Origin of the sequence: Chamaesiphon sp. VAR_48_metabat_403, assembly GCF_031422475.1 — a bacterium.
GTDB lineage: Bacteria > Cyanobacteriota > Cyanobacteriia > Cyanobacteriales > Chamaesiphonaceae > Chamaesiphon.
Genome location: NZ_JANPLS010000117.1, coordinates 1 through 12,744 on the forward strand (window position 1 = coordinate 1; position 12,744 = coordinate 12,744).

Sequence of the window (12,744 nt, forward strand, 5' to 3'; positions counted from 1 at the left end):
TTTCGCAGTGCGAAAAATACACGATCTGTCCCCGCTAGGTGGGATGCGGAGGCTGATGGAGAAGTCGCCACATTGTCACCAGATCTTTTACTCCCTCTAGATTGAGTACTTCTGTTAGTAGTTATAGTTCCTTTTTTGTAAACATTTTCTTTGAGTTTGTCTGAAGACCGCTGTTGATTAGACTATGATTGAAATTGTGGCTAATGTTGCAAAGTCCGCCATGCAGAGCAGCGGTTAGAAACGGCTAAGGGATCGGTTTCATCAAAAATAGTTTCATCGATGGTTGCAAAGTCCGCCATGCAGAGCAGCGGTTAGAAACCCCAGGGGTTATGTATTGTCACAAGATGTGGTTAGAAGCTACAGCGTTGCGATCGAGAAGATAGGGCAAAATTTTCGCTGCTAGCATAACGTCTGGGACTATTTAGTCAGTCAGACTCATCAAGTCTTGACTGTGCTGAAAATGATGCACTTGCGACCTAATTGACAAGTTAAATCCAGATTCGTTGGAAATCGCAATTTTTAGTTTTGAATCGATCGGCGATCCTGTTACACTGAATAATGTCGAAATAGTGTAACGATGATTTTAGTTATTGATAATTACGACAGCTTCACTTATAATCTCGTTCAGTATTTGGGCGAACTCGGACAAGAATTAGCCATTGCTAAAGATATTCGTGTTTATCGGAACGATCGCATCACTTTAGCAGAAATAGATACTCTTGCTCCCGATGGCATCTTGATTTCGCCTGGGCCTGGTCGTCCTGAAGATGCTGGGGTATCGCTGGCAATTATTAGCGAATTAGGCACCAGGTACCCAATTTTAGGTGTTTGTTTGGGGCATCAAAGTATCGGTCAAGTATTTGGCGGTAACGTTGTCGCCGCACCAGTTTTAATGCACGGCAAAACTTCCCAAATCCACCACAATGGTACAGGTGTATTTGCGGGTTTAGCTAATCCATTTACCGCTACCCGCTATCATAGCCTGGTTATCGATCGAGCTACCTGCCCGGATTGTCTGGAGATTAATGCCTGGGTAGAAGATGGTACGATTATGGGCGTTCGTCATCGGGACTATCCCCACGTTGAAGGCGTACAGTTTCACCCAGAGAGTATTTTGACAGATTCTGGCAAACAATTACTCCACAACTTTCTGACATCGATTAAATCGAAACCTATCCCGATCGATTCATAATCCCATTGTAATGCCGTTCGATCGATCTGGGTATACTAACTTTAGGGTGGGATATTAAACAAATGTACTATAATATTTATAGTGATGTTTGCATGACACCTAAAAGTTACTCGATCGCGATCGATATTTCTATGACTAGTAACCAATCATTAGCACCACTCTCCAGCAGAATCGAGACAATCGTTGCTAAACTGAAACAAGTCCATCCCAACGCTACTTACGAGCTGGATTGGGAAAAGCCCCTCGAATTACTAGTTGGCACCATCCTCGCCGCTCAATGTACCGACGAGCGCGTCAATCAAGTCACCAAAACCTTATTTCCTAAATATCCCAACGCTGCCGCCTACGCCGCCGCCGAGTTGTCGGAGCTAGAGCAAGATTTAAAACCGACAGGATTTTATCGCAAAAAAGCGCAAACAGTTCAAAATGTTTGTCAGATACTCCTGGAACGCTTTGAGGGAGAAGTACCGCAGACGATGGCACAATTAGTAGAATTGCCAGGAGTCGCGCGTAAAACGGCAAATGTCGTCCTTAACTGTGCTTTTAGAGTGCCATCGGGCGTGATTGTCGATACCCATGTCGCTCGTGTCAGTCAGCGGATGGGGTTATCAGGGCAGAAAAATGCCGATAAAATCGAGCAAGATTTAATGAAGATCGTACCGCAGTCAGAATGGATCTTGTTTGGCCCAGCGATGGTATTACATGGGCGTTATACCTGTACTGCTAGCAGTCCTCAATGCAGCCAGTGTGTCTTAATAGATGCCTGCGAACAGAAAATTTAGCCCATATCCTCCACCTTAACATCAATCATTAACATGTCTGTGCCGATAATTTCTAACTCTTGGCAACAAGTACTTGCAGCAGAATTTGAACTGCCATATTTTCAAAAATTGCAAGATTTTACGATCGGAGAAAGACAAACTCAAACTATTTTCCCACCTGCTGGGGATGTTTTTTCGGCTTTTGAATTAACACCCTATGAAAATGTCAAAGTTTTAATCCTCGGACAAGATCCTTATCACGATGATAATCAAGCACATGGATTGTGTTTTTCAGTCAAACCCGGCATTAAAACACCACCATCGCTAGTCAATATTTATAAAGAACTTCACACCGATATCGGGTTGGAAATTCCCAAGCATGGATATTTGGTAAACTGGGCAGAGCAAGGAATTCTCATGCTCAATGCAGTGCTAACCGTCCGCGCGCATACGCCTAACTCTCATAAAGATAAGGGTTGGGAAACTTTTACAGATGCTGTAATTAGGAAGGTGAGCGATAAACCAGATCCGGTTGTATTTGTGTTGTGGGGTGCTTACGCTCAAAAGAAATTAAAATTAATCGATACAACCAAACATTCGGTCATTCAATCGGCGCATCCTTCGCCACTTTCGGCACGGAATGGTTTTTTTGGGAGCAAGCCTTTTTCGGCAATTAATACAGCTTTAGAGTCATATAGGCAGCCGAAAATTAATTGGCAACTTCCCGATCTTTAGTAGAGTTCGATTGCGAGATATCTACCTTATTGATAAAATTATTGAATTATAAGCACGCCAAATTGCTGGCTTGAGCGGGATAAAATCGGGCGAGGGCATTAATTAATGCTAGGGGTTTCGTGATTAATAGATCTGGTTGTCGATCGATCAAAGCCGTAGGCGCATTGAATCCCCAGCCGACAGCGACAACGCGGATGCCGATCGATCTAGCCGCCTGAATATCGCGAATTTCGTCACCGATATAGATCGCATCAGACTTAGGACATTGATATTGCTTCAGTAGCTTACCAATTGCTTTACCTTTACCAAAAGTCGATGCTGATGACACAAAGTCAAATAAATGTTCGATCTGATTTTGAGCTAATAGCGATCGAATATTTTGCTCGGCATTAGAGCTGACAATTCCTAATGTATATCCCTGCATTTTGAGGGTATTCAATAGTTCGATCGCGCCTGGAAATAATCTCACATTCCGCACTTCTCCAGGAAACTCTTCCTTCACCCGTTTCAATAAGAATGGGAGCTTCCATAAGGCAACTTTAGAGAGCTTGATAATTTCCCAAGAACTCAGATATTTAAGGCTTGCTAACTGCTCATCCCCAATCTGTGGATAGCCGAACTCTGGTGCCAAGCGATTGCTAATCCGCAGCAATGCCCCTAAGGTATCAGCTAAGGTGCCATCAAAATCAAAAATGATAAGTTTAGAATTGTTTCGCATTTGTGAGAAGCCGATGCCAGTTTTAAAATTGTAATCTAATTAACGTTCGATTGCGATCCCCAGATTATGAAGATTTGCAATTGCATTGCGTCGCCACATCGCTGGTTTAATTCTACGCAACGCCGAGGCTCTGTAGCTGCGATCCCACGCCTCATCTGTGAGCGATCCTAGTTCGGTTAAGGTACGATCGAGATTACGGGCATTTGGTTGAAAGTCTGCTACATCCGTCGGCTGGGCAAATCTTTGATTCCACGGACAAACATCTTGACAAATGTCACACCCTGCAACCCATCCTTGAAGATTAGTCGCGATTTCTGGTGGTAAAGTTTCGGCGCGGTTTTCGATCGTATGATAGGCAATACATCGATTGGCATCGACTACAAAAGGTTGCGTAATTGCACCTGTCGGACAAGCAGTAATGCAGCGAGTACATGTGCCACAATGTTGGGCGTGCGGCTGGCTGGGAGTCAAGTCCAAATCGGTGACAATTTCGCCGATAAATATCCACGAACCGTATTGACGATTAATGACGTTGCCATTCTTACCAATCCAGCCGATTCCGGCTGCTTGTGCCCAAAATTTGTCTTGAATCGGCCCGGTATCGACGTAATAACGGGCATTTATCCCCTCGAATGATTGGCTCAACCAAGCTGTTAGTTGTTTGAGTTTTTTTGTCAGGACTTTATGATAATCTCGACCCCAAGCATAGCGCGCGATTTTACCGTAGGCTGGACTATCTGGACGTTGGTGGGGAGTATAGTAATTAAGTGCCAGCGCAATGACTGTTTTTGCTGAAGGCATAAGTTGATAAATATCCTGACGGCGCGGATCGGACATCCATGCCATATCCGCCTGATAGCCCAACGCTAACCACTCTTGCAGGCGCGTAGCGGCAACTTGGGTAGTGTTAGCGTCGATAGCTGCAATTCCCACGGCATGGAAGCCAATTTCAAGGGCGCGAGCTTCTATTTGTTGCGCGAGATCGTTCATGGAGAAAGTAAGGAGTAAGGAGTAAGGAGTAAGGAATTTACGCTCCACCATCCACCATCCACCATCCATTATTCACTTTCGATGCCCTTATCATTTCTGATTTTGAGATTTGAACCGCCCCGCGATGAAGTCGCGACGAGTTGCGTGTTTGGTGTTTCTCCCCGTCACGCGTTTGCGCCACATCCGAAAACTCGAAGCTTTCATCTCGCGTCGCATTAGGGCAATGACTTGCGGCTCTGATAAACCAAATTGCAATTCGATCGATTCAAATGTAGTGCGATCTTCCCATGCCATTTCCAAGACTCGATCGATCGTTTCGGAATCTAATTCAGGTAATTCCATAATAATTATTTATCGCATCAAAGAGCGGATGTAAGTTCTACCCCTAAAGCCTAAAGCCTTATTTAATTATGCTCGATCGAGCAACCGATCGGGCGAAAGCTTGACGGAATCCATCCTTTCGCGTTGCGGCTGGTTCGTTGGTTAATTTCCATAAGGTTTCATAGAAGAAAAATGATACTCCTGCTAAACCTTCTTTCCGAACGGCGGCGATTTGGGATTGAATTTGTTGCATTGGGATGGGCTTGGGTTTGACACCAGTTAAAATGCCAATCCCAACGGGAATATGTCGGCTGGCAAGTTTAACTTCTGGCTTTTGGAGTTCGCCGATAAATGTTGTTAATTTATCGCGATAGACTTGAATTAATAATTCTTCTACTAACCCTTGACGTTCCCATTTTGCCCAGTCTTGGAGAAAGAAGCTTTTGGCAAAAGTTTGAGGGTTGGGAGAAATTGAGACGATCGCTTTAGGATTTGTGGCTTTAATTGCCTTAAATAGATCGCGCATTAACAGAGTGATTTTATCGGCACGCCAGTTAATCCATGCTTCATTTTTATAATCTGTGGGTGGTACTTGTCCCTGATGTTCGCTCTTATATAAATTAACAGTGAATGAATCGTAACCAAATTCGGAAGGTAAGCCAAAGTGATCGTCGAATTGGATGCCATCGACATCATATTTGCCAACTGCTTCGACGACTAAATCGATGATAAATTTTTTTACTTCTGGTTTAAAGGGATTAAGCCAGACGCGCGGATCTTTACCTTCTTTCCAGATCGTGCCGCCATCTTGTTTTTGAGTCAGCCAATCGGGATGAAGCTTGGCAAAATCGGAACCAGCCGGATCGGTAGAGGCGGGTAACATAAACCCAAATTCAAACCAGGGAATTACCGCTAAACCATTTTTGTGTCCTTGAGTAACCAGTTCTTGCATAACATCGCGCCCTGCTAATCCTTCATTCTTATTCAGCTTTCGACCGATTAATATTCCTGCCGACTTTTTGGGCATAAAACTGCTACCGACGATTTTTTTAGCAACTTTACTAGGATAAGTTGTATAGCCCCAATTCCAGGCGACTGGATAGATAGTATTGAAATTTAGCGATCGCAAATCTTTAATTGCTGTTGCCAATCGATCGCGAGTAAATAATACGTCGCTATCAACATTCGTAATCCACACGCCGCGAATTTCTCTAGCCGCTTTAGTTGGCAAAGATTGAGACAATGATATTGTCGGACTTATCAGAGCAAATATTAGCCCGATAACGATACATAATCCCAACCAAGATTTTCGCTTTAACATATGTATCTGTAAGTTAGTGTGAGGTTAAGTTAAATAGTGAGGTAAGGGGAAAGGGCTTTAGATAATTGAGCTGCTGACGATATATTTATGAATGTAAAATCTAAAATATAATATTAGCTTAGATCTAGCGATTGATACTTCTTTTCCCAGAAATCGTCCAGTGTAGCTCGGAAGATTGAGTCAAACTCAATCGATCTAAGCCGACTCGATCGAGTAAATCGCGAACTTCTGCAAGCGTGAGTGCGGCTTTTAGTGAATCATGAAAAAGCTGCTGCTGATGCGTGTCATAATCTTTACCAAGCTTGGCAACTGTATCGTTGACAAGCGACTCATTTTCTGGTCTAATCAGATCGCGAATAAAAATAGACCCATCTAGTTTTACCAACCGTTTAACCTCTGCAAAAAAAGAAAATGGATCGGGTAAGTGATGGACTAAACTATTAGAAACTAGCATGTCAAACTCTAAATCTGGATATGGCATCCGTTTAGAATCGACCCGTTCTAGTCTAATCCGCTGAGTCAAATTTGCTTCTTCAATATTACGTTGACCGATAATCAGCATCGATTGTGCCAAATCTATTCCGGTAATTAAATATTGAGGTCGTTGTTGACACATTAAAATTGGGATTCTGGCAGTACCCGTACCGACATCTAGAATTTTAACAGCATGTGAATCTAGCGCGATCGCATCGGTACTAAATGCGGTATTTACCGCCATAAAATCCATCGCATCGTAAGCTGTTGCTTCTAGCCAGGTATCCATGACTTCTGGTTCGAGAATTCTATCCATGAGTTTCGATCTTGCGTCCGATCGCAGTAAGCTAGGTTTATTTTATGCTATTACATTATTGGTGTAAAATTAAATGATTATTATCGCCAGATCCGATCGATTCCGATCCGAGCTAGCAGCAGAATGGCGATCGGTTTAAAATAAATTAGTAGTTATGAAGTTACGCTGGATTTTAATAACCGTTTTAATGATTATTTGCTCGATTCTCCCTGGGAGAGGCTTCTCTTCTCTCCGAGACGCTTCGCGAACGAGAGGCTTCGCCAACGCCAACGGTTATGCAATTTCTGGAATAACTTCACATCCAAATTTCCAGATAAAAGCTAGAGATCTGCATTTGCAGCAAACTAATTATATCGGACAAAATCGGATGAATTTAGAAAAGAGTGATAATTCCAGACTTAAAATTCTTTTACCACTCTACAGTTATCCTAACTGGTACGATCGGAAAAAATATCTATGGAAACAAGTAGTAGCTGTGGCTAGAAAAGCAACGATTGTCGCAATTATTAATCCTAATAATGGCCCAGATCGCGCGCCACCAAATAGAGATTATCAACAAGGAATTAAAGATTTACATCAAGCCGGGATAAAGATGGTTGGTTACGTACCGAGTAACTATGCAAATAGAGATTTACAAGCTGTTAAAACTGATATAGATTTATATGCTAAATACTTTCAAGTCGATGGGATTTTCATCGATGAGATGAGTAGCAATCGAGAAAAAGTCGATTATTATCACCAACTATATCGATATATTAGAGCTAAATCACCACAATATCTAGTAATTGCTAATCCGGGAACTATTGTAGATGAAACTTATATCAGTCAACAAGTTGCCGATCTGACGGTATTATTTGAAAACAATCTCCAAGCCTGGGAAAACTATCAGCCACCAGCATATACGAAAAAGTATTCTCCCCAACGTTTTGCAGCCTTAATTCATACCGCACCCAACCGAAAATTAATGAAAAATATCCTCGATCGCACTAAAAAAGATCGATTTGGTTATATCTATATAACTAATGATAGTACGAATACTCCAAACCAGAATCCCTGGGATAGTTTACCCGAATACTGGCAAGCTCAAGTGAACTATATCCACAAACTAAATAATGCGGAAAGTAAGGAGTAAGGAGTGTGGAAAACCTATCCACTATCCACTAAACTAAGGATGAACCGAACCATCGGGCATTGTCGTGCCAGTTAAATTTGTGTTGTCTAACTTAGCACCATCTAGAATCGCATTTTGAAGATTGGCATTAGTTAAATCGGCATTACTCAAATCGGCACCTGTCAGATTCGCGCCTCTCAAATCTACCTGCTGAAGCTCGGCAAATTTGAGATCGGCATTCGAGAGATTGGCATCGCGTAATACAGATCCTTTGAAACTAGCATAGACTAATTTTCCGTTAGTTAAATTGGCACCTGCTAAATTTACACTGATAATTTTGGCACCATATAGAGCAGCTTGCTGAAGGTTGGCTTTACTAAAATTAGCTCCATTCAAATCGGCATCTTGAAAAATTGCCAGTTTCAAATTAGTACCAGTAAAATTCGTACCTTTGAAACTAGATTGGGGAACGACAGCACCAGCAAGATCTAATCGTGAAAAATCTTGCCCGTCGAGATTGCAACTGAGACAACGTTTATCTTTCAGTAATTTACCACGATCGGATGCTGCAAATTCAGCTTCTTTAACAAACGAATTATTTTTGGCAATTTGAGCAGGAGTAAGTTCGTCGCTTTCCTGGAATAAAAATGGACGTGCGAAGATTCCAGTACCGACTAATAATCCAATCCCGATAACCCAACCCCACCAATTAGTTCTACGTTTGGGTTCGGGAAGTTTAAACCCCAATTTTTCTGGTTGCTCTTCAGGGACTATTTTAGGAGTCGAACGCTTTACTGTAAAAACATTGAGATGTTCTGGACGATAATTAGATTCGACCATTCTTTCTAACCATGCAATCAACTTTGGATCGATAGTTGCAGGTAATAAATGTCTGAAATTGAGCCGATAATTAAGATCGAATAAATGTTGTGCTTGTGAGGTAGAAGTACCAGTCAGCATACAAATTAAAGACATGCCTAAACTATAGAGATCGCTAGATGGACTCGATTGAAGACGATTCTCCAAAGGAGCGGGCTTTCCGCCGACGAGATCGGAATGCGGATGTAGGCTAAAATCGACGAGGTAGATCTCTAATTCTGTTTCGGTATTGACAATGATATTTTCTGGTTTGATATTCTGATGAACAACGATCGGCTCTAATTGATGGAGATCTTTAAGAATTTTTAAGACGACATCAGCTACCAATTTAATATCCGCTGGCGGTAGCGTCCCTAGCTCTGCGAGCGATACTCCGGGGTGATATTCACGGACGACGCAAAATCCAGTCGGAGTCTCAAAGGAATTTAGGTAGCAGGCAATATTAAGATGGTTGAGTTGTTGCAACCGCTCGATTGCTGGTAAATAATTGGCATAATCTTCATTTACTCCAATCTGGCGCGACATTTGCCACTGTTTGATGACCACAGATCGACCGCGCAGCGTCGCCTCTGGCGAATCGAGATCGATCTCTCGTGCTAAATAAGTTGCCACTCCACGCTCGTTACGCTCAGACAATCGCGTTTCTACTCGGTAGCCATTAGTGGTGAAGTCGGGTAGATTGTTATCGCTCGTTGGCGTAGCCTCTCCAGAGGAGAATCGATCGGCAAATCCGGCAGCAGCCGCAGCGTTATCTGAGTCGTTCATAGCTGTTAGCCTTCAGGCTATAGAAGTTTTTCCACTCTAGTTTATTACCATTGGCAGTGGCTTCCATCATCCGGCGCAATTTTTTACCCAGAAAGTCAAGTTACTACGCCGATCGATCTCACCCCAGATCTTGGTTAAATTAGATGGGAGATGGGAGTTACTGAATATCAACAAGTTGACTACTGTCCCCCCGTCTCCCCGTCCCCTTGTCCCCTCGTCCCTTTACCTCTTATCCTCGATGCTATTGTCCCTCCGCATTCAAAACTTCACCCTCATTGATGAGCTAGAGCTAGAATTTGGAGCGGGATTAAATGTGTTGACAGGCGAAACTGGTGCGGGAAAATCGATTATTCTAGATGCGATCGATCTAGTACTGGGCGGTAAAGCGACAGTGCGGATGATTCGCACGGGAACGACAAAAGCGACGATCGAGGGTACCTTTAGAATGACCGATCGAGTTAGGCAATGGTCGGTCGATCGAGAATTCGATACCGCTGATGATACCCTGATTTGCAGTCGCGAGTTGAGCGTGCAAGGTACCAATTTGCGATCGCGGTTGCGCGTCAATGGAGCAATTTGCAACCGCCAGCTCATTCAAGAATTACGGGAACTGTCGATCGAAATTACCGCACAAGGGCAAACAGTTTTACTCACAGATCCCGCCCACCAGCGCGAATTACTAGACTTATACGGCGGAAAAAAGATCCATCAGCAGCGGGAAGCGATCGCCATCGCCTATAGTAAATATCAACAAGTCCATCGCCAGTGGCTCGATCGACAACAAAACGAACAGCAACGACTCCAGCGACTCGACTTACTCCAGTATCAAGCCGAAGAACTCGATCGAGTCAACCTAACCACCCCCGACGAACTTATCGATCTCGAAACCGAACGCCAACGCCTCAGCCACGTCGTCGATCTTCAGCAACAAAGCTACTCTGTCTATCAATTACTCTATCAAAATGATACAGGCGGCTCGATCGCCGTTGCCGATTTATTAGGCAAAGCCGAATCTACCCTCATCGGGATGACAGGCATCGATGCCAGCCTTCAACCCACCCTCGATCTCGTCAGCCTCGCCCTCACTCAAGTTACCGAAGCTGGACGCGATATTAATTATTATGGCGACTCCCTCGAAGCAGATCCCGATCGATTATTAGAAATTGAAGAACGGATTCGGACATTAAAGCTAATCTGCCGCAAATATGGCCCCAGCCTGACAGAAGCGATCGAACATGCCTTGGCTATTCAAACAGAATTAACCCAGCTTACCGGGGCAGGAATATCCCTCGAAGAGCTAGAACGCGAAGCTAGAGAATTACAAATCGAACTAGACACCACCTGTCAACAACTAACCATCCTGCGACACCAAGCCGCGATCGATCTCGAACGCCACCTGATTGGCGAACTCAAACCGTTGGCGATGGATAAAGTCAAATTTAAAGTCGAAATCGCACCTCAAACCCCCACCCTGAATGGTGCCGATCGGATTATCTTCCAATTTAGCCCTAATCCCGGTGAACCCCTGCAACCGATCGCCGCTACCGCCTCCGGTGGAGAAATGAGCCGTTTTCTCCTCGCGCTCAAAGCCTGTTTCTCGAATAACGGCGGCGCAGGAACCTTAATTTTCGATGAAATAGATGCAGGCGTATCGGGCAAAGTCGCCCAATCGATCGCCGGAAAACTCCACCACCTCAGCCAGTCTCAGCAAGTGCTGTGCGTCACCCACCAACCTCTAATTGCCGCAATGGCCGATCGTCATTTTCGGGTGATTAAAGAAACCAACGGCGCATCAACCGCTACCGAAATCGAACGCACGATCGTCCGCATCGAAGAACTCCACTCTCAACAACAACGCCGCGACGAAATCGCCCAAATCGCAGGCGGACAATCAGCACAAGAAGCCACCTCTTTTGCCTCGTCGTTATTATCTCAAGCCACTAGTACGAAGAAGGCTGTTAAACAGCGTGGTAAGTAAGATGGAAGTAGGAGTACAGTTCGACTATCGCTCACTGACCGGAGTAAGGAGTAAGGAGTAAACTTCGTGGTGTTGAATATTTTTACTTTCAAATATTACCGATCGACAGACCTCGAATCGAAGCCATCCTTGGAATGTAGTAACACCCACCCCGATCCCCACTAACCAACCCTTACGCAGGGGAGTTTGAGGGGCGGCGTTCCGCCTCTCAACGGGGGGGCTGGGGGTCGGTACCCCCAGATCCGGGTTCTGCCCCCACCAGTAAAACCCGCAACCCACAAGTATTTATCGCCTACCGCCGTGCTTACTGCCAACAACCACAATTCAGTTTGACAGACCTCGAATCGAAGCCATCCTTGGAATGTAGTAACACCCACCCCGATCCCAACTAACTAACCCTTACGCAGGGGAGTTTGAGGGGCGGCGTTCCGCCTCTCAACGGGGGGGCTGGGGGTACCGACCCCCAGATCCGGGTTCTGCCCCCACCAGTAAAACCCGCAACCCACAAGTATTTATCGTCTACCGCTGCGCTGATTACCAACAACCACAATACCGATCGATAAACCCCCGCAGGGCAGCGCGGGAGCGAACTAATCAGGATCGATGCCTAGAGCGCGTAATTTTGCTGCTAGGCGATCGGCACGTTGGCGTTCGAGTTCGGTTTGTTGGCGTTCTTGTCCGATTAATAGATCGGCACGTTCGATTTGTTCGTCAGGAGTAAGATAGCGTTGGCCATCTCGGTCGTACCAATACAACCATTCCCGCGTCAATCGGTCATAGCTGGCGCGTTCGCTGCCAATACCAATACCAATTTCGGGCATCCAGACGGGATTGCCATCTTGTAACTCGTATTTGCCATTAACGAGCTTATAGATCTCTAGTTTGGCTTTGCGGCGGCGTTTGGGGTTGCGAAAAGTGCGGTCTTGGGGTTTCCCCAAGTGGAGCACCTTTTCAAGAGAGTAGATGACATAGTATAGTACGCCCATCCGCGTATATTCATCGAGTTTAGTAGTGTATTCACCACCTGGGTTGGTGGAAACTACTTCTAACACTAAAATGGGTGATACTTCCTCGTCCCAGAGTAGGTAGCTCAGGCGCAAATCTTCGTCATAGTGTCGCTCGACATTCAGACATAAGAAGCCATCGGGGACGATTGGGGGTCGTTCTGGATCGGTATAGATGC

At 44.7% G+C, this 12,744-nt stretch carries 12 protein-coding genes; 5 read left to right on the plus strand and 7 right to left on the minus strand.

Features of this window, described 5'->3' with window-relative positions; translation table 11 throughout:
* Nucleotides 1-577 precede the first annotated feature (577 nt).
* From RMO79_RS06050 to ung, 3 genes are all read left to right on the plus strand, one after another.
* The gene (locus RMO79_RS06050; protein ID WP_310482156.1) at nucleotides 578-1,192 is read left to right on the plus strand and encodes an aminodeoxychorismate/anthranilate synthase component II; all 615 of its coding nucleotides are present in this window, start codon (nucleotides 578-580) and stop codon (nucleotides 1,190-1,192) included.
* 131 nt (nucleotides 1,193-1,323) lie between these two features.
* Entirely contained in the window at nucleotides 1,324-1,974 is a 651-nt protein-coding gene (gene nth, locus RMO79_RS06055; protein ID WP_396136536.1) for an endonuclease III, read from the plus strand.
* A gap of 33 nt (nucleotides 1,975-2,007) precedes the next feature.
* Nucleotides 2,008-2,688 carry a uracil-DNA glycosylase gene (gene ung / locus RMO79_RS06060; protein WP_310482158.1) on the plus strand — a complete coding sequence of 227 codons (681 nt, stop codon included), beginning with the start codon at nucleotides 2,008-2,010 and terminating at the stop codon, nucleotides 2,686-2,688.
* A 46-nt stretch (nucleotides 2,689-2,734) separates the two neighbouring features.
* On the opposite strand, the gene RMO79_RS06065 is transcribed toward ung, so the two are convergent.
* The 5 genes from RMO79_RS06065 to RMO79_RS06085 form a co-directional block, all read right to left on the minus strand.
* Nucleotides 2,735-3,406 (minus strand): HAD-IA family hydrolase, encoded by a 672-nt coding sequence (locus RMO79_RS06065; RefSeq protein WP_310482159.1) that lies wholly within the window; start codon nucleotides 3,404-3,406, stop codon nucleotides 2,735-2,737.
* A 39-nt stretch (nucleotides 3,407-3,445) separates the two neighbouring features.
* Nucleotides 3,446-4,396, minus strand: coding sequence for a tRNA epoxyqueuosine(34) reductase QueG (gene queG, locus RMO79_RS06070; RefSeq protein WP_310482160.1), 951 nt, complete (start codon nucleotides 4,394-4,396; stop codon nucleotides 3,446-3,448).
* 90 nt (nucleotides 4,397-4,486) lie between these two features.
* The gene (locus RMO79_RS06075; RefSeq protein WP_310482161.1) at nucleotides 4,487-4,738 is read right to left on the minus strand and encodes a TIGR03643 family protein; all 252 of its coding nucleotides are present in this window, start codon (nucleotides 4,736-4,738) and stop codon (nucleotides 4,487-4,489) included.
* A gap of 58 nt (nucleotides 4,739-4,796) precedes the next feature.
* A complete protein-coding gene (locus tag RMO79_RS06080; protein ID WP_310482162.1) occupies nucleotides 4,797-6,038 on the minus strand; it encodes a glycoside hydrolase family 10 protein in 1,242 nt (413 codons plus the stop codon).
* 124 nt (nucleotides 6,039-6,162) lie between these two features.
* Nucleotides 6,163-6,828 (minus strand): class I SAM-dependent methyltransferase, encoded by a 666-nt coding sequence (locus RMO79_RS06085; RefSeq protein WP_310482163.1) that lies wholly within the window; start codon nucleotides 6,826-6,828, stop codon nucleotides 6,163-6,165.
* Nucleotides 6,829-6,982: 154 nt separating this feature from the next.
* On the opposite strand from RMO79_RS06085, the gene RMO79_RS06090 reads away from it, so the two are divergent.
* Complete coding sequence (locus tag RMO79_RS06090) at nucleotides 6,983-7,960, plus strand: spherulation-specific family 4 protein (protein ID WP_310482164.1); 978 nt, start codon at nucleotides 6,983-6,985, stop codon at nucleotides 7,958-7,960.
* A 33-nt stretch (nucleotides 7,961-7,993) separates the two neighbouring features.
* Here the strand turns inward: RMO79_RS06090 and RMO79_RS06095 are convergent, their stop codons facing one another.
* Nucleotides 7,994-9,583, minus strand: a complete 1,590-nt coding sequence (locus RMO79_RS06095; RefSeq protein ID WP_310482165.1) for a pentapeptide repeat-containing protein — start codon at nucleotides 9,581-9,583, stop codon at nucleotides 7,994-7,996.
* A gap of 238 nt (nucleotides 9,584-9,821) precedes the next feature.
* Between RMO79_RS06095 and recN the strand changes: the two genes are divergently transcribed.
* Nucleotides 9,822-11,561 carry a DNA repair protein RecN gene (recN, locus tag RMO79_RS06100; RefSeq protein WP_310482166.1) on the plus strand — a complete coding sequence of 580 codons (1,740 nt, stop codon included), beginning with the start codon at nucleotides 9,822-9,824 and terminating at the stop codon, nucleotides 11,559-11,561.
* 590 nt (nucleotides 11,562-12,151) lie between these two features.
* Here recN and RMO79_RS06105 read toward each other — a convergent pair.
* On the minus strand, nucleotides 12,152-12,744 hold a 593-nt coding region (locus tag RMO79_RS06105), incomplete at its 5' end, for a Uma2 family endonuclease (protein WP_310482167.1).